The organism is Klebsiella sp. CN_Kp097 (assembly GCF_040064495.1).
GTDB lineage: Bacteria > Pseudomonadota > Gammaproteobacteria > Enterobacterales > Enterobacteriaceae > Klebsiella > Klebsiella aerogenes.
Window position 1 is genome coordinate 259,121 of sequence record NZ_JBEAIL010000001.1, and the last position, 21,978, is coordinate 281,098.

At 56.6% G+C, this 21,978-nt stretch carries 22 protein-coding genes and 1 tRNA gene; 11 read left to right on the forward strand and 12 right to left on the reverse strand.

Annotated features, from left to right (window positions below; genetic code table 11):
• Positions 1 to 100: 100 nt before the first annotated feature.
• Positions 101 to 511, forward strand: coding sequence for a Cu(I)-responsive transcriptional regulator (cueR, locus tag ABLV07_RS01275; RefSeq protein ID WP_015367894.1), 411 nt, complete (start codon positions 101 to 103; stop codon positions 509 to 511).
• On the opposite strand, the gene ABLV07_RS01280 is transcribed toward cueR, so the two are convergent.
• Positions 508 to 966 (reverse strand): NfeD family protein, encoded by a 459-nt coding sequence (locus ABLV07_RS01280; protein WP_047046922.1) that lies wholly within the window; start codon positions 964 to 966, stop codon positions 508 to 510. The two genes, cueR and ABLV07_RS01280, sit on opposite strands and share 4 nt — an antisense overlap.
• Positions 963 to 1,880 carry an SPFH domain-containing protein gene (locus ABLV07_RS01285; protein ID WP_020079443.1) on the reverse strand — a complete coding sequence of 306 codons (918 nt, stop codon included), beginning with the start codon at positions 1,878 to 1,880 and terminating at the stop codon, positions 963 to 965. The genes ABLV07_RS01280 and ABLV07_RS01285 overlap by 4 nt, the downstream gene beginning before the upstream one ends.
• 139 nt (positions 1,881 to 2,019) lie before the next feature.
• Between ABLV07_RS01285 and fetA the strand changes: the two genes are divergently transcribed.
• On the forward strand, positions 2,020 to 2,697 hold the full coding sequence (fetA, locus tag ABLV07_RS01290; protein ID WP_015367891.1) for an iron ABC transporter ATP-binding protein FetA: 678 nt from the start codon (positions 2,020 to 2,022) through the stop codon (positions 2,695 to 2,697).
• Positions 2,684 to 3,466: an iron export ABC transporter permease subunit FetB gene (gene fetB, locus ABLV07_RS01295; protein WP_020079442.1), complete on the forward strand. Its 783-nt coding sequence runs from the start codon at positions 2,684 to 2,686 to the stop codon at positions 3,464 to 3,466. The genes fetA and fetB overlap by 14 nt, the downstream gene beginning before the upstream one ends.
• A 96-nt stretch (positions 3,467 to 3,562) precedes the next feature.
• Here the strand turns inward: fetB and ABLV07_RS01300 are convergent, their stop codons facing one another.
• The 3 genes from ABLV07_RS01300 to tesA are packed head-to-tail and all read right to left on the reverse strand — an operon-like array spanning position 3,563 to position 5,898.
• A complete protein-coding gene (locus tag ABLV07_RS01300; protein WP_015367889.1) occupies positions 3,563 to 4,417 on the reverse strand; it encodes a co-chaperone YbbN in 855 nt (284 codons plus the stop codon).
• Between the two features lie 58 nt (positions 4,418 to 4,475).
• Positions 4,476 to 5,282 (reverse strand): SDR family oxidoreductase, encoded by an 807-nt coding sequence (locus ABLV07_RS01305; RefSeq protein ID WP_162182302.1) that lies wholly within the window; start codon positions 5,280 to 5,282, stop codon positions 4,476 to 4,478.
• Positions 5,272 to 5,898, reverse strand: a complete 627-nt coding sequence (gene tesA / locus ABLV07_RS01310; protein WP_015704624.1) for a multifunctional acyl-CoA thioesterase I/protease I/lysophospholipase L1 — start codon at positions 5,896 to 5,898, stop codon at positions 5,272 to 5,274. Before tesA ends, ABLV07_RS01305 begins: the two co-directional genes overlap by 11 nt.
• Between tesA and ybbA the strand changes: the two genes are divergently transcribed.
• From ybbA to ABLV07_RS01325, 3 genes are all read left to right on the forward strand, one after another.
• Positions 5,866 to 6,552, forward strand: coding sequence for a putative ABC transporter ATP-binding protein YbbA (gene ybbA, locus ABLV07_RS01315; RefSeq protein ID WP_015367886.1), 687 nt, complete (start codon positions 5,866 to 5,868; stop codon positions 6,550 to 6,552). The genes tesA and ybbA overlap by 33 nt on opposite strands.
• Positions 6,549 to 8,963, forward strand: coding sequence for a putative ABC transporter permease subunit YbbP (ybbP, locus tag ABLV07_RS01320; RefSeq protein ID WP_348853242.1), 2,415 nt, complete (start codon positions 6,549 to 6,551; stop codon positions 8,961 to 8,963). The genes ybbA and ybbP overlap by 4 nt, the downstream gene beginning before the upstream one ends.
• Before the next feature lie 181 nt (positions 8,964 to 9,144).
• On the forward strand, positions 9,145 to 10,290 hold the full coding sequence (locus ABLV07_RS01325) for a porin (RefSeq protein WP_015367884.1): 1,146 nt from the start codon (positions 9,145 to 9,147) through the stop codon (positions 10,288 to 10,290).
• A 611-nt stretch (positions 10,291 to 10,901) separates the two neighbouring features.
• Here the strand turns inward: ABLV07_RS01325 and mnmH are convergent.
• The 5 genes from mnmH to ppiB form a co-directional block, all read right to left on the reverse strand.
• On the reverse strand, positions 10,902 to 11,978 hold the full coding sequence (gene mnmH, locus ABLV07_RS01330; RefSeq protein ID WP_047054954.1) for a tRNA 2-selenouridine(34) synthase MnmH: 1,077 nt from the start codon (positions 11,976 to 11,978) through the stop codon (positions 10,902 to 10,904).
• A gap of 110 nt (positions 11,979 to 12,088) precedes the next feature.
• Positions 12,089 to 13,156: a 5-(carboxyamino)imidazole ribonucleotide synthase gene (gene purK, locus ABLV07_RS01335; protein WP_045361872.1), complete on the reverse strand. Its 1,068-nt coding sequence runs from the start codon at positions 13,154 to 13,156 to the stop codon at positions 12,089 to 12,091.
• The gene (purE, locus tag ABLV07_RS01340; protein WP_015367880.1) at positions 13,153 to 13,662 is read right to left on the reverse strand and encodes a 5-(carboxyamino)imidazole ribonucleotide mutase; all 510 of its coding nucleotides are present in this window, start codon (positions 13,660 to 13,662) and stop codon (positions 13,153 to 13,155) included. Before purE ends, purK begins: the two co-directional genes overlap by 4 nt.
• Positions 13,663 to 13,781: 119 nt before the next feature.
• Positions 13,782 to 14,504: a UDP-2,3-diacylglucosamine diphosphatase gene (gene lpxH / locus ABLV07_RS01345; protein WP_032712764.1), complete on the reverse strand. Its 723-nt coding sequence runs from the start codon at positions 14,502 to 14,504 to the stop codon at positions 13,782 to 13,784.
• A gap of 3 nt (positions 14,505 to 14,507) precedes the next feature.
• A complete protein-coding gene (ppiB, locus tag ABLV07_RS01350; RefSeq protein WP_015367878.1) occupies positions 14,508 to 15,002 on the reverse strand; it encodes a peptidylprolyl isomerase B in 495 nt (164 codons plus the stop codon).
• 173 nt (positions 15,003 to 15,175) lie between these two features.
• Between ppiB and cysS the strand changes: the two genes are divergently transcribed.
• Positions 15,176 to 16,561 carry a cysteine--tRNA ligase gene (cysS, locus tag ABLV07_RS01355; protein WP_032707566.1) on the forward strand — a complete coding sequence of 462 codons (1,386 nt, stop codon included), beginning with the start codon at positions 15,176 to 15,178 and terminating at the stop codon, positions 16,559 to 16,561.
• Positions 16,562 to 16,597: 36 nt separating this feature from the next.
• Here the strand turns inward: cysS and ybcJ are convergent, their stop codons facing one another.
• Both ybcJ and folD read right to left on the reverse strand, forming a co-directional pair.
• On the reverse strand, positions 16,598 to 16,810 hold the full coding sequence (ybcJ, locus tag ABLV07_RS01360) for a ribosome-associated protein YbcJ (RefSeq protein WP_015367876.1): 213 nt from the start codon (positions 16,808 to 16,810) through the stop codon (positions 16,598 to 16,600).
• A gap of 1 nt (position 16,811) precedes the next feature.
• A complete protein-coding gene (gene folD / locus ABLV07_RS01365; RefSeq protein ID WP_015367875.1) occupies positions 16,812 to 17,678 on the reverse strand; it encodes a bifunctional methylenetetrahydrofolate dehydrogenase/methenyltetrahydrofolate cyclohydrolase FolD in 867 nt (288 codons plus the stop codon).
• 319 nt (positions 17,679 to 17,997) lie between these two features.
• On the opposite strand from folD, the gene ABLV07_RS01370 reads away from it, so the two are divergent.
• The 4 genes from ABLV07_RS01370 (at position 17,998) to ABLV07_RS01385 (ending at position 21,976) form a co-directional block, all read left to right on the forward strand.
• A tRNA-Arg gene (locus ABLV07_RS01370) sits at positions 17,998 to 18,074 on the forward strand.
• 445 nt (positions 18,075 to 18,519) lie between these two features.
• Positions 18,520 to 19,518, forward strand: a complete 999-nt coding sequence (gene kdgT, locus ABLV07_RS01375; protein WP_015704632.1) for a 2-keto-3-deoxygluconate transporter — start codon at positions 18,520 to 18,522, stop codon at positions 19,516 to 19,518.
• Positions 19,519 to 19,576: 58 nt separating this feature from the next.
• Positions 19,577 to 20,413 (forward strand): 5-dehydro-4-deoxy-D-glucuronate isomerase, encoded by an 837-nt coding sequence (gene kduI / locus ABLV07_RS01380; RefSeq protein ID WP_230249823.1) that lies wholly within the window; start codon positions 19,577 to 19,579, stop codon positions 20,411 to 20,413.
• Between the two features lie 255 nt (positions 20,414 to 20,668).
• Positions 20,669 to 21,976, forward strand: coding sequence for an MFS transporter (locus ABLV07_RS01385; protein WP_015367869.1), 1,308 nt, complete (start codon positions 20,669 to 20,671; stop codon positions 21,974 to 21,976).
• Positions 21,977 to 21,978: the final 2 nt, after the last annotated feature.

Consider the following 21,978-nt stretch of genomic DNA (forward strand, 5'->3'; position numbering starts at 1 on the left):
ACTCCTGAATAATTTCCGGTTAATGATTGACCGAACACACTCTTTCATCGAGTATTAAGAAGGTTAAACCTTCCAGCAAGGGGAAGGTCAAGGGGGAAAAATGAATATTAGCGATGTGGCGAAAAAAACCGGCTTAACCAGCAAAGCGATTCGTTTTTACGAAGAGAAAGGGCTGGTGACGGCGCCGCTGCGCAGCGATAACGGCTACCGTACCTACACTCAGAAGCACCTTGATGAACTGACGCTGCTGCGTCAGGCGCGGCAGGTGGGATTTAACCTGGAAGAGTGCCGCGAGCTGGTGACGTTATTCAACGATCCGTCGCGGCACAGCGCCGATGTGAAAAAACGAACGCTGGAGAAAGTCGCGGATATTGAGAATCATATCCGCGAGCTGCAAAACATGCGTGCGCATCTGCTGGCGCTGGCGGACGCCTGCCCCGGCGATGAGAGCGCGGATTGCCCAATAATTGATAACCTCTCCGGCTGCTGTCACCGCAAAGCGCAGGCTTAGCGGACGGCGGCTCTTACCCGCAAGGTAATCCCTTCTACGGCGACCACCTCCACCTTGCTGCCCGCCGCGAGGTCTTCATCGGCAAGCACCGGCCAGGAGCTATCGCCGACGCGGACGTGGCCGCGGCCGTTTTCCAGCGCGCTGTCGAGAGTAAAACGGCGGCCAACCAGCTGCTGGCCGCGCTGGTTAAGCTGTGCGTCGGCGGGGCGCTGCTGCCTCATGCGTTTACGCAGCCATTTTGACCACAGCCACGCCGCCAGCAGGGTAAGGACGGCAAACAGCGTCCCTTGCCATTCCCAACTGAGTGGAATAGCCCATATTAGCAGGCCGGTGACGACGCCAGCTACGCCGCTCCACAGCAGGTAGCCGTTGCTGCCGAGCATCTCCGCCGCCAGCAACAGCCCTCCGAGAGTCAGCCAGAAAATATGCGGATGGGCGAGGATCAGGGCGATCATGATTTTTTCCGCTCGGCGCTACTCTCTTTCAGCAGTTCGCCAATCCCGGCTATCGAGCCCATCAGACTGCTGGCATCCAGCGGCATCAACACCACTTTGCTGTTGTTGGCGGCGCCAATCTGCTGCAGCGCGTCGGTATATTTCTGCGCCACGAAGTAGTTAATCGCCTGAATATCGCCTGAAGCGATTGCCGATGAGACCATCTGGGTGGCGCGGGCTTCCGCTTCGGCGGAACGTTCGCGGGCTTCCGCTTGCAGGAAGGCAGACTGACGTTCGCCTTCGGCTTTGAGGATCTGCGACTGCTTTTCGCCTTCGGCTTTGAGAATTTCCGCCTGGCGCACCCCTTCAGCCTCAAGGATATAGGCGCGTTTGGTTCGCTCGGCTTTCATCTGGGCGTTCATTGAGGAGATAAGCTCCGCTGGCGGGCGAACGTCGCGGATTTCGACGCGGGTGATTTTCACCCCCCACGGATTGGTGGCGTCGTCGACGATATGCAGCAGGCGGGTGTTAATGCTATCGCGCTGGGAGAGCATTTCATCCAGCTCCATCGAGCCGAGTACGGTACGAATATTGGTCATCGTCAGATTGACGATCGCCAGCTCAAGATTGCTGACTTCATAGGCGGCTTTTGGCGCATCGATCACCTGAATGAAGCAGACGGCGTCAATAGTGACGTTGGCGTTATCGCGAGAGATGACTTCCTGCGAAGGGATATCCAGCACCTGCTCCATCATGTTCACTTTACGGCCGATGCGGTCCATAAACGGCACCACTAAACTTAAACCCGGCTGCAGCGTCTGCGTGTAGCGGCCAAAGCGTTCGACGGTCCATTGATATCCCTGCGGCACGATTTTTACTGCCGCCCCCACAATGACCAGTGCGACAAAAATAAGAACGGGGATAAAAATCAGCATCAAAAACCTCCTGTCTTGTTGCCTGATGGGCGCCGCAGCGAAATGGCGCATGTTTAAACAGAGTATAACTTTCTCCTTGTTCCGGTGAAAGAAAACTGGAGTAAACTGTCTGGGTTTTAGGAAATAAACTGGACATATAATGAAGGAAAATAACGCGATTTTGCGCCTCGAGGGCGTCGGTTTTAAAACCGACGACGCGGTCATCCTGAATAATATCGATCTCCGGATTGCGGCCGGGGAATTTAAGTTGATTACCGGGCCATCCGGATGCGGCAAAAGTACGCTGCTGAAAATTATCGCCTCGCTGCTGAGCCCGACCAGCGGAGAGATTTTTTTCAACGATAAAGATATCGCCACGCTGTCGCCGGAAAACTATCGCCAGCAGGTTTCTTATTGCGCGCAAACCCCGGCGCTATTTGGCGATTCGGTCTATGACAACCTGGTCTTCCCATGGCAGATCCGCAACAAACAGCCGGATCCTAAAGCGCTGGTTGCCGATCTCGAACGCTTCGGGCTGGCGGATAATACGCTGGAGAAATCCATTAATGAGCTTTCCGGCGGTGAAAAACAGCGGGTCTCGCTCATTCGTAATTTGCAGTTTCTACCGCAGGTTCTGCTGCTTGATGAAATTACCAGCGCGCTGGATGAAAGTAATAAGCGCAACGTTAACGAGATTATTCATCGCTACGCGACGGAAAAAGGGGTGGCCATTCTGTGGGTCACTCACGACCAGAACGAAATTGCCCACGCTGATGAAGTGATCACGCTACAGCCTGCCGGCGGGAAAATGCAGGAGGTAAAAAATGAACGGGCATAATATTACTAACGAGTCGCTGGCGCTCTCGATGGTGCTGGTGCTGGTGGCAATCGTCGTCAGCTATCGGGAAAAATTGGCGCTGGAAAAAGATATCATCTGGAGTATTTGCCGGGCGATAGTGCAATTGATTATCGTCGGCTACGTGCTGAAATATATTTTTAACGTCAATCATGCGGTGTTGACGCTATTGATGGTGCTGTTTATCTGCTTTAACGCGGCGTGGAATGCGAAGAAGCGCAGTAAATATATCGATAAAGCTTTTGTTTCATCGTTTATCGCTATTACCACCGGCGCCGGACTAACCCTGGCGGTGCTGGTCTTCTCGGGGTCGATCGCCTTTGTGCCGATGCAGGTTATTCCGATTGCCGGCATGGTGGCCGGTAACGCCATGGTGGCGGTAGGGCTGTGCTACAACAATATGGGCCAGCGTTTTAACAGCGAGCAGCAGCAGATTCAGGAGAAGCTAAGTCTTGGCGCGACGCCGAAGATGGCCTCCGCGCGGCTGATCCGCGATAGCATACGCGCATCGTTGATTCCCACGGTAGATTCGGCGAAAACGGTCGGGCTGGTGAGTTTACCGGGCATGATGTCGGGGTTGATTTTCGCCGGGATAGATCCGGTGAAGGCGATTAAGTATCAGATTATGGTCACGTTTATGTTGCTATCGACCGCCAGTCTGTCGACGATTATCGCCGGTTATCTGACCTACCGGAAGTTCTTCAATGCCCGCCATCAATTGGTTGTGACGCAGTTGAAAAAGGGCCCGTAAGTATTCCCGGAGGCGGCGCGTTGCGCCTTCTCCGGGCTACCACGGCGTAATCTGTAGCCCGGATAAGCGTAGCGCTATCCGGGTCAGCGCCTCTGATTAATACAGCAATGAATACAGCTGGCGGCGGTATTTCGCCGCCAGGGCGTCGCCGGTGCCGAGCGCCGCGAGGATCTCCTGCAGCATTTTGCGCACCTGGCCATCGCCGGCGCCTAAATCTTTTTGCAGATGCGTGAACAACAGCGCCAGCGCTTCTTCGTTGCGCCCGACCTGGTGCAGCTGCAACGCCAACTGAGACGCCAGCGCCGCGTCGTCCGGGTTCTGCTCGACCTGCTGCTGCAGTTGCTGGATTTCCGGGGTATCAGCCGCTTGTTTAAGCAGTTCAATCTGCGCCACCAGCCCCTGATAACGGGTGTCCTGATCCTGCAGCGGCACAGTTTTCAGCACGCTTTCAGCTTCATCGGAACGCTGCAGGGCAATTAGCGTTTCCGCCAGCAGCAGGCCAATCTGGCTATCCTGGTTAGACAACTGCCAGGCGTCTTTCAGCAGCGGCAGCGCGTCGGCGTATTTTTCTTCCTGCATCAGCGCCAGCGCTTCCTGCGCTTTCAATTCTTCTTCGCGCGGCAGCACTTTATCCAGCAGGGCGCGGATGGCCTCTTCCGGCTGCGGGCCTTCAAAACCATCTACCGGCTGGCCGTTCTGGAACAGATACACCGTTGGGATCGCGCGCAGACCAAACTGCGAGGCCAGCATTTGCTCCGCGTCGCAATCTACTTTCGCCAGCGTAAACTGACCGTGGTATTGGGCGGCCAGGCGCTCAAGCACCGGCGTCAGTTGTTCGCAGTGCTGGCTGCGGGCGGACCAGAAATAAAACAGCACCGGCGCGTTCATGGATTGCTGCAGCGTCTGCTGCAGATTAGCTTCGGTAATATTGACAATATTCTGTTCGGACATGAGCGTATCTCGTTGGTCGATTTCTGTTTTAGATGGGGGCGACATTCAGCGCTTCAACTCAGCCCTGGATAATTTTGTCCATCGCACGGGCCGGCAGCAGGCGTTTTAACCAGCCTACCGCGTGGGTGACCAGCGTCACCGGATAGCGCAGTTTCGGCTTATCGCTGACGAAGGCGTGACGCACTTTTTCCACCACTGCCTCCGGGCCGAGCGTAAAGCGCGCGGCAATACCGGGGTTTTCTACCGTCTTGTCGCCGGTCTGGTTAACATTGTTGGTAAAGCGGGTGCGGATTGGTCCAGGCTCAATCAGGCTGACTTTTATGCCACTGTGGCGGAGTTCCATGCGCAGCGCATCGGACCACGCCTCCAGCGCGTATTTACTGGCGGCATAGGCGCCGCGGCCGGGGCTGGAAATCAGCCCCATCACCGAAGAGGTCATCACGATGCGGCCCTCGCCGTGCGGCTGCATAGCGGGCAGCAGCAGCATGGTGAGCTGGTGGGCGCCGAAAAAGTTGGCGGAAAACTGCTGTTCCATTTGCTGACGGCTGATGGTGGTGAGCGGGCCGTAGACGCCGTAGCCAGCATTATTGAACAGGCCATACAGGCGGTTCTCGGTCAGCGCGATGACCTCGGCGGCGGCATTTTCGACGCTTTGCGGATCATCGAGATCCAGCAAAATACCGGTCAGACCCAGTTCCTGCATACGAGCGACATCATCCCCCTTACGGCAGGCTGCCAGTACCCGGAAGCCCTGACGCTTTAAATCGAGCGCGCTTTCGAGGCCAATTCCGCTGGAACATCCTGTAACTAAAACCGATTTTTGCATAACTTTACCTGTGAATGACTCCCGGCGTTCAGGAGTCATGATTAACTAAGGGAGCCAACCGGGTTGCCATCCAGTCGGCAATAAACGGTTGCGCATCGCGATTAGGATGAATGCCGTCGTCCTGCATCCATTGTGGCTTGAGATAAACCTCCTCCATAAAAAAGGGCAGCAGAGGAATATCGAATTCTTTGGCCAGCTGCGGATAAATCGCGCTAAAGGCTTCATTATAACGGCGCCCATAGTTGGCAGGCAGGCGTATTTGCATCAGCAGCGGTTGGGCCTTCGCCGCTTTGATATCCTGAATAACGGTGCGTAGCGTCTGCTCCGTTTGTTGCGGCGGGAAACCGCGCAGCCCGTCGTTGCCGCCCAGTTCCACCAGCACCCAGCGCGGTTGGTGCTGCTTCAGTAGCGCCGGCAGGCGCGCCAGGCCCTGCTGCGAGGTGTCGCCGCTGATACTGGCGTTGACCACCGTCGTTTTGGCCTGCCACTTGTCGTTGAGCAGAGCAGGCCAGGCCGTATTGGCCGCCATTCGATAGCCGGCGCTCAGGCTATCGCCAAGCACTAACAGCGTATCCGCCGCCATCGCGCGGCAGGTAAACAGAACCATAAACAGGAAAGGCAAATGCCAGCGGAAAACATACTTGAAGTTCATCATCTTAAGAAATCCGTCGGTCAGGGAGAGCATCAGCTGTCCATCCTTACCGGAGTTGAGCTGGTTGTCAAACCGGCGCAAACCATCGCCCTGATTGGCGAGTCCGGTTCCGGGAAATCCACGCTGCTGGCGATTCTCGCCGGGCTCGACGATGGCAGCAGCGGCGAAGTGTCTCTTCTGGGGCAGCCGCTGCATCAAATGGATGAAGAGGCGCGCGCGAGGCTACGCGCAAAGCACGTAGGCTTTGTCTTTCAATCGTTTATGTTGATTCCGACGCTAAACGCCCTTGAGAATGTCGAGCTGCCGGCATTGCTGCGCGGCGCCAGCGATAGCCAGAGTCGTGGCGATGCGCGCGCGCTGCTTGAACAGCTGGGGCTTGGCAAACGGCTGCACCATTTGCCGGCACAGCTTTCCGGCGGCGAGCAGCAGCGAGTGGCGCTGGCCCGCGCCTTTAACGGCCGTCCGGCGCTGCTGTTTGCCGATGAGCCGACCGGCAATCTCGACCGTCACACCGGCGATAAAATCGCCGATCTGCTGTTCTCGCTCAACCGCGAACACGGCACCACGCTGATTCTGGTGACCCACGATCCGCTACTGGCGGCGCGCTGCGATCGTCGCTTACGCCTGGTGGATGGCAAGCTGCAGGAGGAAGCATGATAGCCCGCTGGTTCTGGCGCGAATGGCGCTCGCCTTCGCTGCTCATCGTCTGGTTGGCATTAAGCATGGCGGTGGCCTGCGTGCTGGCGCTGGGCTCAATCAGCGACCGTATGGAAAAAGGGTTGAGCCAGCAAAGCCGCGAATTCATGGCCGGGGATCGCACCCTGCGCAGTTCACGCGAAGTGCCTGCCGAGTGGCTCGCCCAGGCGCGTACGCTAGGGTTAACCGTCGGCGAACAGCTGAACTTCGCCACCATGACTTTCGCTGGCGATACCCCGCAGCTGGCGGATGTGAAGGCGGTTGATGATACTTATCCGCTGTACGGCACGCTGGAGACCGCACCGGCGGGATTAAAACCACAGCGCGGCAGCGTCCTGCTGGCGCCAAGGCTGATGGCATTACTGAACCTGAAAACCGGCGATAACATTGACGTTGGCGACGCCACCTTGCGCATCGCTGGCGAGGTCATTCAAGAGCCGGACGCCGGATTCAACCCCTTCCAGATGGCGCCGCGGCTAATGATGAATATCGCCGACGTGGCGAAAACCGGCGCGGTACAGCCCGGCAGCCGCGTCTCCTGGCGCTATAAATTCGCCGGTAGCGCACAGCAGCTGGCGGCTTACGAGCGGTGGCTGCTGCCGAAGCTTGGCGCGGAACATCGCTGGATTGGCCTGGAGCAGGATGATAGCGCGTTGGGTAAATCGCTGGAGCGCTCGCAGCAATTTTTACTGCTGTCCGCGTTACTAACGTTGCTGCTGGCGGTCGCCGCGGTAGCGGTAGCGATGGGCCATTACTGCCGCAGCCGCTACGATCTGGTCGCCATCCTTAAGACGCTGGGCGCCGGGCGGGCGCAGCTGCGTAAACTTATCGTCGGTCAGTGGCTAATGTTGCTGGTGCTGGCCGTGGTGGCGGGGGGCGCGATGGGGCTGCTGCTGGAAAAAGCCCTGCTGCTGATGCTTAAACCGGTGCTGCCCGCCGCGCTGCCGCCCGCCAGCGGCTGGCCGTGGTTGTGGGCTATCGGCGCGATGGTGGTGATTTCGCTGCTGGTCGGCTGGCGGCCGTACCGGCTGCTGCTGGCGACTCTGCCGCTGCGGGTATTGCGGCAAGATGTGGTGGCTAACGTCTGGCCGCTAAAACACTATATTCCGGTGGTTTGCGCGGTGGTTGTCGGCGGACTGGCATGGCTGATGGGCGGTAGCCCGCTGCTGTGGTCGGTGTTGGTCGGGGCGCTGGTACTGGCGCTGTTGTGCGGGCTGGTAGGCTGGGCCTTGCTGTGGTTGCTCAAGCGCTTAACGCTGAAAGCGTTACCGTTGCGCCTGGCGGTGAATCGCCTGTTGCGTCAACCGTGGTCTACGCTGAGCCAACTGGCGGCGTTTTCGCTGTCGTTTATGCTGCTGGCGCTTCTGCTGGTGCTGCGCGGCGATCTGCTCGAGCGTTGGCAACAGCAACTCCCCCCGGAAAGCCCGAACTACTTCCTGATTAATATCGCTCCCGAACAGGTGGTGCCGGTGAAGACATTCCTTGCCGAACACCAGACCCGGGCGGCGGAGTTTTACCCCATCGTGCGCGCGCGGCTGACGCAGATTAACGGTCAAACCACCGAGGGCAATAAAGACGAAGCGCTAAACCGCGAGCTTAATCTCACCTGGAGCGAGCAGCGCCCGGATCATAATCCGCTGGTGGCCGGCAGTTGGCCGCCGAAGGCGGGCGAGGTGTCGATTGAAGAGGGGCTGGCGCAGCGGTTGGGCGTCAGGATCGGTGATAGCGTCACCTTTACCGGCGACACTCAGCAATTTAACGCTAAGGTGACCAGCGTGCGCAAAGTTGACTGGGAGAGCTTGCGGCCAAACTTCTTCTTTATTTTCCCGCCAGGGGCGCTGGATGGGCAGCCGCAAAGCTGGCTCACCAGCTTCCGCTGGGATAATGGCAACGCGATGCTGACCCTGCTTAATCGCGAGTTCCCCACCGTTAGCCTGCTGGATATCGGCGCCATCCTGCGCCAGGTAGGCCAGGTGTTGACGCAGGTAAGTCGCGCGCTGGAGGTCATGGTGGTGCTGGTCACCGCCTGCGGCGTGCTATTGCTGCTGGCTCAGGTACAGGTCGGGATGCGTCAGCGGCATCAGGAGCTGGTCGTCTGGCGGACGCTGGGGGCCGGTAAAACCTTGCTACGTACCACGCTGTGGGCGGAGTTCGCCCTGCTTGGCGTGGTGTCGGGGCTGGTGGCGGCCATTGGCGCCGAGGTGGCGCTGGCGATGCTGCAAACCAAGGTGTTTGATTTCCCATGGGCGCCGGACTGGCGGCTGTGGGTTATGCTGCCATTATCCGGCGCTATATTATTATCGTTGTGCGGCGGATGGTTGGGATTACGCTTATTAAAAGGAAAAGCGTTATTCCGACAATTTAACCAGTAAATAGATTTCATTTTTATGAAGCGCCGCGCAATTTCGCGGCGCTTTTATTTTAACGGCACAAAATGATAATTCCTTGATTTTTAAGCGCACAAAACATTAAAAACCCAACAACACGTCGTGCTAATTCGCAGTTAATATTCAACTGGCAAATATAAGGTTGCTTATTACTCAAGGAAAAAGCATGGCACATAAAATAAAAGCGCTGGCGATCTCGATCGGCGCAGCATTAGCGTTAACCTCTTTTGCATCCCAGGCTGAGATTACGCTGCTGAAACAAGATCCGCAGGCGGGCGATCCGTTAAGTCGCCTTAACTTTACCGTTGGCGGTAGTATTCGTCCGCAGTTCAACATGATGACCGGCGATGGCGATAAAGGTTCCTACAAGCGTAACGGTTTCGACGGCGGCACCCGTTTCCGCTTTGCGGCTGATTACTATCTGTTTGATGATATTAGCTGGATCAGCTACTACGAATTGGGCGTGAATATTCCGGCGCTGTTCGATTGGGACAATCACTACGCGGAAGGGGCGAACAATACCACCCGCCGTATGCTTTATACCGGTCTGAAGAGCGATACCTGGGGGACATTAACCTACGGTCAGCAGAACAGTATTTACTATGATGTCGTCGGCGTGAAAACCGATATCTGGGACTACGATATGATCGGTCAGGCTCCGGGTAACGGTATTAACGGCGACTACGATGGTTCTTATCGTTCACGCAATATGTTGAAATATAAGAAAACCGTCGGTGATGTCGATCTGTACGGATCCTATCTGTTTGAAGATAGCGAGTATCTGCCGGGCGATGGTCTGCGCTACAAACGTAAAGGCGGCGGGTCTATCGGCGTGGATTACCACATCATGAAGGACCTGACCTGGGGTACCGCGTGGAACTACACCCGCGCCGAGATGCGCGACCCGTCAAGCTCCGATAGCAAAACCTACGACCAGAATATTGTCGGTACCGCGCTGAGCTGGACTCCGGATAACTGGACCTTCTCCTTCGGCGGCGGCTGGTATCAGAACTTCCTGACTACCAAGAAAACCAATGTGCATGATTACTTCGCCGGCGATGCCTGGGGTATTGAATACTTTGCCGGCTATAAATTCCCGATCAATCAATACGCTGTTAAATCTATTCAGCCGTACTTTATGGGCGACCGTCTGGAGTACGTGAATGGCCGCAACTACCAGCGTATTGATAACGGTTTGGGTGTTAGCTTCCAGCTGGATTACGGTTTCCGTGTTGATTACGAGCACGTGTTTACCTCCAGCACCGATGATCTGGGCGATATGAACCTGGTGCGTCTGCGCTACGACTTCTGACGATGAGTCGCCGCAAGCCGGGAATTTCCCCGGCTTGCGCTGCGCTAAGCGGGAGTAGATACTGTTAACGGTTTGCAACCTTTTAGCTTGAGAAAAGCGTTTATCTCGTTTCGCTCCAGAGTATCTTGCGCTCCCGGTTAATTTTTCTGCAATATGTTTTCCGTGGCGCAGGGAGCGCACAAAGGGCGGCCAGTCGCCGCCGCCCTCTGTACTCCCGGGCTCTGGCCGCCAAAATCGCCACTTCGTGGTACCTTCGACTTATCCCTGCAGGCTTCGGGTCGGGCCGAGGCAGCGTCCTTGCAAATCACGGCCCTCAGCCCGCATCCATGCGGGCTGCCCCGGCCTTCCGGTAACGTCTCAGCGATTTTGAGGCCACCAACACCGGCAGTTTCAGTCAGCGTGGTGAATAAATTAAAGGCAGGCCGCACGGACCGTAGGCCGGATAAGGCGCAGCCGCCATCCGGCGCAAAAGCGGCTCCTTATCCGCGGATATTGCCCGGCGGCGCTGCGCTTGCGCGGGCCTACAGATCCAGTGCAATGGGTGGCCCAGTGCCATGGGTAGCCCGGGTAAGGCGCCAGCCGCTACCCGGGAAGCCGTCTGGTTGGGAGAGCTACTTCGCCAGCCAGGCGGCGACCTCCTGCCAGTTGCCGCGAAAAATAATTTTCCCGGCTTTTTTCCCCAACTGATAGCGATACATTGGGTCGTAGTATTCATTTAACAGCGGGACCAGCCAGGCGAAGTGAGCTTCGGTACTGGCGGTACGCTGTTGCTGCAACAATGCCGCGTCGAGTAGTTCGGTTAACTGAGCAAAGCGCTGTAGCCCCAGCCGACGCCGGATGGCAAACAGCCCGTGATGCAGATACTCGCTATATTCCTGCCAGCCTTTCTCTTCGCCATAGGCGGCAATAAAGTCGCGGTGCATACGATCGAAGTACTCTTCGCGCAGTCGCTCCAGACGAACGTCAAACGGATCTTCCACCACCGCCAGCGGCGATTGCGCCATGCGGATACGCAGACACTCCGGCAGGTGGTTCGCGCCAATCATATGGCCTTCATCTTCCAGCACCCAACGTGTTTGTTGTTCAGCCTTTTTAAGCAGGGAGACCGCCAGATGGTTTTCGAACGTCGCCTGCGGGTGTTGCTGCTGCAACGTACGGCCAAATGACGAACCGCGGTGGTGGGCGTGACCTTCAAGATCGATACCGTCCGGGCGCGAGCAAACCAACTGGGTTTTGCCATTGCCGGTGCAGCCGCCAATCAGCACGATAGGGCGCTGTACCAGCTCCTCGGTAGCCTGTATTGCCGCCTGGCGTAGCGCTTTGTAGCCGCCGACAATCAGCGGATAATCGACGCCTGCTTCACGCAGCCACTGCTGCACGATATGCGAGCGCTGGCCGCCGCGGGCGCAGCACAGATAGCCCTGTGGATAGCGGGCGCAGGCCGACAGCCACGCCTTGAGGCGGCTGGCGCGCAGGTCGCCATCGACCAGTTTATGTCCGAGGGCTAATGCCGCTTCCGGCCCCTGGCGCTTGTAACAGGTGCCGACGGCGGCGCGTTCATCATCGTTCATCAGCGGCAGGTTAATCGCCGCGGGCATCGCGCTTTGCTGAAATTCCACCGGCGCGCGGACGTCGATAAGCGGCGTATCCGCGCTGAGGATGGCGCGATAGTGTGTCCCATTTTCCATGGGTCGTCCTTTTGAGTTAAAACCGGGATGTGCTTACTGCGAGGTGGGGATTCTACGCGCCGAAGGGCATGCCGGGGAAGGGGATAGATCAAATCCCCGGCACGAATGGCTTAATTAAGCTGCGACTGCGCCCAGAAAACGCCGCTGGCGTATTCGGCTGGCAGGAGCGGTTTCAGCGCTTCCAGCGTGGCGCTCAGGCGATCGGTATCGCTGTCGGTCAGATTCAGGTGCCCGACTTTACGCCCCGGACGAACTTCTTTGTCGTACCAGTGCAGATGTACCAGCGGCAGTTTCAGCCAGTCGTAGTTCAGATCGCTGCCGATCAGGTTGATCATCACCGATGGGCTGTTGACCACCGGCGGCGGCAGCGGTAGATCGGTGATGGCGCGCAGGTGCAGTTCAAACTGGCTAATGGAAGCCCCGTTCTGTGTCCAGTGGCCGCTGTTGTGCACGCGCGGCGCCAGTTCGTTGATCAGCAGTCCCTCGGCGGTGACGAAGCACTCCATGGCCATCACGCCCACGTAGTCGAGCTCGTTCATGATCGCCGTCAGCATGCTTTCAGCCTGCTCCTGCTGGCGCGCATTGGCCTGCGGGAAGGCGACGCTGGCGCGCAGAATGCCGTCCTGGTGCAGGTTGCGGGTCAGCGGATAAAACACCGTGCTGCCGTCGCGGCCGCGGGCACCAACCAGCGACACTTCGCCGGAGAAATTAATCCCCTGCTCGACGATACACTCGCCGTAATTATCATCCGGCAGTTGTGCGGTTTCGTTCTCGCGTAGACGCCACTGCCCGCGGCCATCGTAGCCGCCGACGCGGCGCTTGACGATAGCCAGTTCGCCCAGACGGGCAAACACGGCGGGCCACTCGCTTTTATCCGCCAGTAGCTGCCACGGCGCGGTGGCGAGGCCAAGTTTGTCGAACAACTGTTTCTGGGTCAGGCGGTCGGCGATGATCGGAAAAACGTCGCGGTTGACGAAAGCCGGATGGCGCGCCAGTTCGCGGGTCAGGGCGGTTTCCGGCCAGCGCTCGATTTCAGCGGTGATGACGCTTTGCTGGAATGGCACCGCTTCCGGGTCGGCTTCCAGGCCGACCGGCCAGACGGCGATGCCCAGCGGTTCACCGGCCTGGCGCAGCATGCGGCCTAACTGTCCGTTACCGAGGACGCAAACCTGTTTCATGCCGCACCTCGCGGGTCCGGGTTATCCAGCACCTCATCGGTTTGCGCCTGACGCCAGGCGCTCAGACGCTGGTGCAGTTCGGCATCATGCTGGGCGAGAATTTGCGCGGCGAGCAGGGCGGCGTTAGCGGCGCCGGCTTTGCCGATGGCCAGCGTGCCGACCGGGATGCCGCGGGGCATTTGAACGATAGAGTAGAGGCTGTCAACGCCGCTTAATGCCGCGCTCTGAACCGGCACGCCAAGCACCGGCACCAGAGTTTTCGCTGCAATCATGCCCGGCAAATGCGCCGCGCCACCCGCACCGGCGATGATCACCTGATAACCGTTGCTTTCGGCGCTTTCGGCGAAGCTAAACAATTTATCGGGCGTACGGTGGGCGGAAACCACTTCAACATGGTGCGGAACGTTCAGGGTATCAAGGATTTCTGCGGCGAACTGCATGGTAGCCCAGTCGCTTTTGGACCCCATCACGATGGCGATACGCGCCGGATTATTGCGGGAAGACATGCGTCTGAAAACTCCTGTGGGTGTGCTTCACACTGCTTTAGAGGCCACAGAGAATAGCACGATATCCCGGCAAGGAAAACGGTTGCGTCGGTGGAAATACAGGGAAATCGTTGGCGAAATTAAAACGGGAAATAGATGAGTTCGACGCCGTCGGCGCTGACTTTCACCATTGACCCTTCGCTGTGCCACGCGCCGAGGACCACGCGCCACGCGGGCTGCCCGTTGGCCAGCAGTTCATGGACGGCCGGGCGATGGGTATGTCCGTGAATCAGCCACTGCACCTGATGCCGCTCCATCGCGTCAACGACCGCCTGCGGATTCACATCCATAATTTCCATCGATTTGCTGCTGTTGGCGGCTTTGCTATCGGCGCGCATTTTAGCGGCGATGCGGCGGCGGATAAACAGCGGCAGGGCGAGAAACAGACGTTGGATCCACGGGGTATGGACTTTAGCGCGAAACGCCAGGTAACCGGGGTCGTCGGTACATAAAGTGTCGCCATGCATAATCAACACTTCACGGCCATAGAGATCCAGCCGCTCTTCTTCAGCGAGCAGGATCATGCCGCTCTGGCGGGCGAAGCGCTTGCCGACGAGAAAATCGCGGTTGCCGTGGATGAAGTAGCAGGGAACGCCGGCGTCAACGACGGCTTTGATGGCCGAAGCGATTTGCTGATGCAGCGGGTTCGGATCGTCATCGCCGATCCACGCCTCGAACAGATCGCCAAGGATATACAGGGCGTCAGCCTGACGGGCTTCCCCCTGTAAAAAACGCAGAAAACCGGCGGTGATCGCCGGTTCTTCTGTTTGCAGATGCAGGTCTGCAATAAAAAGTGTCGCCACGAATTATTCGCTGACGGTGACGCTTTTGATGACAACGTCTTCTTTCGGCACATCCTGGTGCATGCCGCTGCGGCCGGTGGCAACCGCTTTGATTTTGTCGACCACGTCCATACCTTCAACCACTTCGGCAAAGACGCAGTAGCCCCAACCCTGCAGGCTTTCGCCAGAGAAGTTCAGGAAGTCGTTGTCGACCACGTTGATGAAGAACTGCGCGGTGGCGGAGTGCGGGGCCTGAGTACGGGCCATCGCCAGGGTACCGCGGGTGTTTTTCAGACCGTTGTTAGCTTCGTTCTGAATCGGAGATTTGGTCGCTTTCTGATTCATGCCCGGCTCAAAGCCGCCGCCCTGAATCATGAAGCCGTTGATAACACGGTGGAAAATGGTGTTGTCGTAGAAACCTTCGCGGCAGTAGTCCAGGAAGTTTTTAACTGTTTCCGGCGCTTTGTCGTCAAACGTTTTGATTACGATATCGCCATGATTGGTGTGGAAAGTAACCATTTTTGCATCCTGTTCCGATGATTGTAGTGCTGAACCCAAGGTTGGGTATGACATAGGTGGCTGTTATAGCATAACCGCGGGGGTCGATGCACCTTGCAATGTGTGCTGCTTCCGGTTTGAATTAGGGTTAGAATAAGCGACTTATATCCACACACGTCTACACGGAATCTTCGATGTTAAAAATTTTTAATACACTGACGCGCCAAAAAGAAGAATTTAAACCTATTCATGCCGGGGAAGTTGGCATGTACGTGTGTGGAATTACCGTTTACGATCTCTGTCATATCGGCCATGGCCGCACCTTCGTCTCCTTCGACGTTGTCGCTCGCTATCTGCGCTTCCTTGGTTACAAGCTGAAGTACGTGCGCAACATTACCGATATAGACGATAAAATCATTAAGCGCGCTAATGAAAATGGCGAAAGCTTTGTCGCGCTGGTCGATCGCATGATCGCCGAAATGCATAAAGATTTTGACGCTCTGAACATTCTGCGCCCGGACAACGAGCCGCGCGCCACCCACCATATCGCTGAAATTATCGAAATCACCGAGCAGCTGATCGCCCGCGGTCACGCTTATGTGGCGGATAACGGCGACGTGATGTTCGACGTGCCGACCGACCCTAACTACGGTCTGCTATCGCGCCAGGATCTCGACCAGCTGCAGGCGGGCGCTCGTGTCGACGTGGTTGACGTCAAGCGTAACCCAATGGACTTCGTCCTGTGGAAGATGTCAAAAGAGGGCGAGCCGAGCTGGCCGTCACCGTGGGGTGAAGGGCGTCCAGGCTGGCACATTGAATGCTCGGCGATGAACTGCAAACAGCTGGGTAATCACTTTGATATTCACGGCGGCGGTTCGGATCTGATGTTCCCGCATCACGAAAACGAAATCGCGCAATCGACCTGCGCCCACGACGGCGAATACGTCAACTACTGGATGCACTCCGGAATGGTGATGGTCGATCGCGAGAAAATGTCGAAATCGCTGGGTAACTTCTTTACCGTCCGCGACGTGCTGAAGTACTACGATGCCGAAACCATCCGCTACTTCCTGATGTCCGGCCACTATCGCAGCCAGCTGAACTACAGCGAAGAGAACCTCAAGCAGGCGCGTTCGGCGCTGGAGCGTCTGTACACCGCGCTGCGCGGGACCGACAAATCCGCGCAGCCTGCCGGCGGCGAAGCCTTCGAAGCGCGCTTTATTGAAGCGATGGATGACGACTTCAATACCCCGGAAGCCTACTCGGTGCTGTTCGATATGGCGCGTGAAGTGAACCGCCTGAAAACGGAAGACGCGGCGGCCGCGAACGCGCTGGCGGCCCATATGCGTAAGCTCTCTTCGGTGCTGGGGCTGCTTGAGCAGGAGCCGGACGCTTTCCTGCAGAGCGGCGCGCAGGCCGATGATGGCGAAGTGGCTGAAATCGAAAGGCTTATTCAACAGCGTCTGGATGCGCGTAAAGCGAAGGACTGGGCGGCGGCGGATGCGGCGCGCGATCGTCTTAACGAGATGGGGATTGTGTTAGAAGACGGCCCGCAGGGTACCACCTGGCGCCGTAAGTAAACCATAAAAAACGCCCGGTTAGCCGGGCGTTTTTGTTCATGCGATCACAGTAATGCTTTGACCGTCAAAGGTCACCGTTTGCCCGGCGACGATTTTACAGCGTTTGCGGGTTTCCACCGCGCCGTCGACTTTCACCAGCCCTTCGGCGATAAAGATTTTGGCCTGCGCGCCGCTTTCGCTCCAGCCTTCCAGCTTCAGCAGGTCACACAGTTCAACATGCGGGTGTTTGCCCAGAGAAAAATTCGCCATCTTAGGCCTCCTGAATGTCGTGATACTCTTCGCACGCCTGCAGCGTATTCTGAATGAGGGTCGCTACGGTCATCGGGCCGACGCCGCCAGGCACTGGCGTAATGTAGGACGCGCGTTCCGCCGCGTCTTCAAACACCACGTCGCCGACCACTTTGCCGCTTTCCAGACGGTTAATGCCGACGTCCACCACGATGGCGCCTTCTTTAATCCACTCGCCCGGGATAAAGCCCGGTTTACCGACCGCGACAATCAGCAGATCGGCATTTTCAACGTGGTGGCGCAGGTTTTTGGTGAAACGGTGGGTGACGGTGGTGGTACAGCCCGCCAGCAGCAGCTCCATGCTCATCGGACGACCGACGATGTTAGAAGCGCCAATCACCACCGCGTTGAGGCCATAGGTATCGATATTGTAGCGCTCAAGCAGGGTAACGATACCGCGCGGCGTACATGGACGCAGACGCGGCGCGCGTTGACACAGCCGACCAACGTTATACGGATGGAAGCCGTCGACGTCTTTGTCCGGCGCAATGCGCTCGAGGACTTTAACGTTGTCGATACCGGCAGGCAGCGGCAGCTGTACCAGGATGCCGTCGATAGTATTATCGGCATTCAGCGTGTCGATAAGTTCCAGCAGCTCGGCTTCGCTGGTGGTTTCCGGGAGATCGTAAGAGCGGGAGACGAAACCCACCTCTTCACATGCCTTGCGTTTGCTGCCGACATAAATCTGCGACGCAGGGTTGCTGCCGACCAGCACAACGGCGAGCCCGGGGGCGCGTTTTCCGGCCGCTACGCGCGCCTTCACTTTTTCCGCGACCTCAGAGCGCACCTGCTGCGCAATCGTTTTACCGTCAATAATTTTTGCTGCCATCAGAGAGAGGATTCCATCTGTCACTTTACGAAAGGGGGATGTGGATATTTTGTCAGAAGCCAGCCTCGCTGTCAGTTATCGTTTGCGTTTTTATCGGTTTTCCGCCGCGAGAAGGGCGAAACAGGCTATTTATCTGCGCCGTGGCGGCGTAGAGGGCCAGTCGCGAACGGAAAGGGCGAACAATCCTTAACCAGACATCGCGTTAATAATCGACAAGCTCGCTATGCTGCTGTCTTTTCCGGGCAAAATGCATTGACTCACCGGAGGTTGACCGTATAATTTCACGCGATTGCACCTCCCGAAGCTCCTGCTTCTCAGTGCGCCCTTAGCTCAGCTGGATAGAGCAACGGCCTTCTAAGCCGTAGGTCACAGGTTCGAATCCTGTAGGGCGTGCCATTTAAAATCAACCACTTATCAATTCCCTCCCAATCGCTGATTTTTCTTTGTGGGTCATATTTGGGACAGCTTCCTCAAAAATCGAGTCAATTTGCCGTGCTGGTTCCGTTACTCGAGCTGGCGTGGTTGTTCATCCGCTTTCATCCTGCTTCCGATCGCCGCAACATCGCATCTACTCCTCCGCTAACGTTTCAATAAATACCCATCGTTCGATTTCTTTTTGATATGTGATGACGGTAACTAAAACGCTGTTTTGTTTTCATTGAATCATTATTTCACATGATCAATGATAACGGCATGGTATCAGTGTGGTGCGCACAACCCTGAGACTCCTGACTTTTCTCATCTGTTCGTAATGCAATGAACAGTAAGAATTTTTTCAAACGATATTGAAAGAATAAGTCACATCCTTGCCGTTCAGGTGGGGTGGAGATGAGGATAAAAAATGAAGATCAAAGCAACCATTGAACGTATCCCTGGCGGCATGATGCTGGTTCCATTGCTGCTTGGCGCGGTGCTTAATACCCTGGCGCCGGATACCGGTAATTACTTTGGTTCATTCACCAAAGGCATGATTGGCGGCACGGTACCGATCCTGGCGGTGTGGTTTTTCTGTATCGGCGCATCGATCGATTTGCGCGCCACCGGTACCGTATTACGTAAATCCGGCACGTTAGTGATCACCAAAATTGCCGTCGCCTGGATCGTCGCTTTTATTGCCGCGATGGTCATTCCGGAAAACGGCGTCCAGACCGGTTTCTTTGCCGGATTGTCGGTGTTGGCAATTGTCTCGGCAATGGATATGACCAACGGTGGCCTGTACGCCAGCCTGATGAATCAGTACGGCAGTAAAGAAGAGTCCGGCGCGTTTGTATTGATGTCGCTGGAGTCCGGGCCGCTGATGACGATGGTTATCCTTGGCTCCGCCGGTCTGGCTTCCTTCGAGCCTCACCATTTTATCGGCGCGGTGCTGCCATTCCTGGTGGGCTTTGCCTTAGGTAACCTCGACCACGACTTCCGCGCCTTCTTTAGCAAAGCCACCCCGGTGCTGATTCCGTTCTTTGGCTTTGCGCTAGGCAACACCATCAACCTGAGCGTGATTCTGGATACCGGACTGCTGGGGATTGTGCTTGGCGTGGCGGTCATCATCATTACCGGCATTCCGTTGATTATTGCTGACAGGGTTATCGGCGGCGGTAACGGGACAGCTGGCGTCGCGGCCTCTTCCGCAGCGGGCGCGGCGGTCGCGAACCCGGTGATCATCGCGCAGATTAATCCGGCCTTTGAACCGGTGGCCGCTTCGGCGACGGCACTGGTCGCGGCAAGCGTCATCGTCACCGCGATTTTAGTGCCGATTATTACCGCCCTGTACGCCAAACGTTTTGGCAATGCGCAGGTGGTGAAAGCGCCTGGCGCCAGCGTGGCACCATCGGCGAATCACTAATCTATTCTCGCCCTCCGCAGGAGGGCTTTGTCATTCAAGAATCTGCCTGGAGGCTAACGTGGACGTAAGACAAAGTATCCACAGCGCGCATGCGAAAACTCTGGATACCCAGGGGCTGCGTAATGAGTTTTTAGTTGAACGAGTGTTTGTGGCTGATGAATACACCATGGTGTACAGCCATATTGACCGCATTATTGTTGGCGGCGTTATGCCGGTGCAGCGCGGGGTGTCGGTGGGTGGCGAAGTCGGTAAACAGCTTGGGGTAAGCTATTTCCTCGAACGCCGTGAGTTAGGGGTGATTAATATCGGCGGCCCGGGTTGTATTACCGTTGATGGCCAATGCTATGAAATCGGCCACCGTGAGGCGCTGTACGTCGGTAAGGGGGCGAAAGAGGTGGTGTTTACCAGCGTCGACAACGCAAAACCGGCGAAGTTTTACTACAACTGCGCCCCGGCGCATACCACTTATCCAACGAAGAAAGTCACTCCTGCCGATGTAGCGCCGGTGACGCTGGGTGACAACCTGACCAGCAACCGCCGCACCATCAATAAATATTTCGTGCCGGATGTACTGGAAACCTGTCAGCTCAGCATGGGCCTGACCGAACTGGCGCCGGGTAACCTGTGGAACACCATGCCTTGCCATACCCATGAGCGGCGGATGGAGGTCTATTTCTATTTCAACATGGATGAGGATGCCTGCGTGTTCCACATGATGGGACAGCCGCAGGAGACCCGTCATATTGTGATGCATAACGAGCAGGCGGTGATTTCGCCAAGCTGGTCGATTCACTCAGGGGTGGGTACCCGCGCTTATACCTTCATCTGGGGGATGGTTGGCGAGAACCAGGTCTTTGACGACATGGATCACGTTGCCGTGCGCGATATACGTTAAAACGCCCGCTCAAGCCCGGATTGCCGGGGATGGAAATGCAGCGGAGTTCACACTATCAGTGTTTAGAGGCGGGGCGGAAGGGGGAACCCATCGCCCCGTCATTGTTGACGTCGCTTCACTCGCAGGCTGTATTAATGTGTCAGACGCATCAATAGATGCGCAAAATGCGCTTATTCCTGGCTACAACTTCCCGCACTCTTACGGTTACCTAAATGTTAATGAGAGTTAACTATTCAGTTAATCAGGGAGAGTGTGATGTCCGCAACTGCCGCTACTTCAGTGTTTCGCGCCAGGGCCAAAGTGATCCTGCAAGTGACCTCAGGGAATTTTCTTGAGCAGTTTGACTTCTTTTTATTTGGTTTTTACGCCACCTATATTGCCCATACTTTTTTTCCTTCCGAAAATGAATTCGCTTCCTTAATGATGACCTTCGCCGTTTTCGGCGCCGGGTTCTTGATGCGGCCCGTTGGCGCCGTGGTGTTAGGCGCCTGGATTGACAAGGTCGGCAGACGTAAAGGTTTAATCGGCACGTTGTCGATTATGGCGATGGGGACCATCCTGATCGTGCTGGTGCCAGGTTATCAGACTATCGGTTTGTGGGCGCCGGCGCTGGTGCTGTGCGGCCGACTGTTGCAGGGCTTTTCTGCTGGTGCGGAACTGGGCGGCGTCTCGGTTTACCTCGCAGAAATGGCGACACCTGGACGTAAAGGGTTCTATACCAGTTGGCAATCTGCCAGTCAGCAGGTCTCGATTATGGTGGCCGCTTCATTGGGCTATCTGCTCAATATGCTGCTCAGTGAGTCGAGTCTGCATCAGTGGGGATGGCGAATTCCGTTCGCGATTGGCTGCCTGATCGTGCCTTTTATCTTCTTTTTACGCCGCAACCTGAATGAAACCGCGGAGTATACGGAGCGTAAGGAACATCCGACCTTAGGACAATCGCTGACTATTCTGCTGGCAAACTGGCGGGTGGTGATTGCGGGGATGCTAATGGTGGCCATGACCACTACCGCGTTCTATTTGATCACGGTCTACGCGCCAACCTTTGGCAAAAACGTGCTGTTATTAAGCGCCTCGGATAGCCTGCTGGTCACGCTATTGGTGGCTATCTCCAATTTCATCTGGCTGCCTATCGGCGGCATGCTTTCCGATAAGTTTGGTCGTAAACCCGTGCTGGTCAGCATGACGCTGCTGGCTATTTTCACCAGTTGGCCTGCGTTATCGCTGCTGGCCCGCATGCCGGACTTCGCCATGATGTTGTCCGTGCTGCTGTGGCTCTCCTTTATTTACGGTATCTACAACGGCGCGATGATCCCCGCGCTGACGGAAATTATGCCCAGGTCGGTCAGGGTCGCTGGTTTTTCCCTGGCTTACAGCCTGGCTACCGCTCTGTTTGGTGGTTTTACGCCGGCGATGTCCACTGCGTTAATTAAAATCACCGGGGATAAGGCGGCGCCCGGCTACTGGATGAGTTTTGCGGCAATCTGCGCGCTACTGGCGACGCTGTATCTCTATCAACGCGTTTCCCGACAGGCATTGAAAACGCAAAATTCTTTAGGTTAAGA

Coding starts and splice junctions, on each gene's coding strand:
- ppiB (WP_015367878.1), bottom strand. CDS start 15,002: ATGGTTACTTTCCACACCAATCATGGCGATATCGTAATCAAAACGTTT.
- ABLV07_RS01280 (WP_047046922.1), bottom strand. CDS start 966: ATGATCGCCCTGATCCTCGCCCATCCGCATATTTTCTGGCTGACTCTC.
- ABLV07_RS01385 (WP_015367869.1), top strand. CDS start 20,669: ATGTCCGCAACTGCCGCTACTTCAGTGTTTCGCGCCAGGGCCAAAGTG.
- tesA (WP_015704624.1), bottom strand. CDS start 5,898: ATGATGAACTTCAAGTATGTTTTCCGCTGGCATTTGCCTTTCCTGTTT.
- ABLV07_RS01305 (WP_162182302.1), bottom strand. CDS start 5,282: ATGACTCCTGAACGCCGGGAGTCATTCACAGGTAAAGTTATGCAAAAA.
- kdgT (WP_015704632.1), top strand. CDS start 18,520: ATGAAGATCAAAGCAACCATTGAACGTATCCCTGGCGGCATGATGCTG.
- folD (WP_015367875.1), bottom strand. CDS start 17,678: ATGGCAGCAAAAATTATTGACGGTAAAACGATTGCGCAGCAGGTGCGC.
- ybbP (WP_348853242.1), top strand. CDS start 6,549: ATGATAGCCCGCTGGTTCTGGCGCGAATGGCGCTCGCCTTCGCTGCTC.
- purE (WP_015367880.1), bottom strand. CDS start 13,662: ATGTCTTCCCGCAATAATCCGGCGCGTATCGCCATCGTGATGGGGTCC.
- cueR (WP_015367894.1), top strand. CDS start 101: ATGAATATTAGCGATGTGGCGAAAAAAACCGGCTTAACCAGCAAAGCG.
- ybcJ (WP_015367876.1), bottom strand. CDS start 16,810: ATGGCGAATTTTTCTCTGGGCAAACACCCGCATGTTGAACTGTGTGAC.
- ybbA (WP_015367886.1), top strand. CDS start 5,866: ATGCCAGCGGAAAACATACTTGAAGTTCATCATCTTAAGAAATCCGTC.
- fetA (WP_015367891.1), top strand. CDS start 2,020: ATGAAGGAAAATAACGCGATTTTGCGCCTCGAGGGCGTCGGTTTTAAA.
- ABLV07_RS01325 (WP_015367884.1), top strand. CDS start 9,145: ATGGCACATAAAATAAAAGCGCTGGCGATCTCGATCGGCGCAGCATTA.
- purK (WP_045361872.1), bottom strand. CDS start 13,156: ATGAAACAGGTTTGCGTCCTCGGTAACGGACAGTTAGGCCGCATGCTG.
- ABLV07_RS01300 (WP_015367889.1), bottom strand. CDS start 4,417: ATGTCCGAACAGAATATTGTCAATATTACCGAAGCTAATCTGCAGCAG.
- cysS (WP_032707566.1), top strand. CDS start 15,176: ATGTTAAAAATTTTTAATACACTGACGCGCCAAAAAGAAGAATTTAAA.
- ABLV07_RS01285 (WP_020079443.1), bottom strand. CDS start 1,880: ATGCTGATTTTTATCCCCGTTCTTATTTTTGTCGCACTGGTCATTGTG.
- mnmH (WP_047054954.1), bottom strand. CDS start 11,978: ATGGAAAATGGGACACACTATCGCGCCATCCTCAGCGCGGATACGCCG.
- fetB (WP_020079442.1), top strand. CDS start 2,684: ATGAACGGGCATAATATTACTAACGAGTCGCTGGCGCTCTCGATGGTG.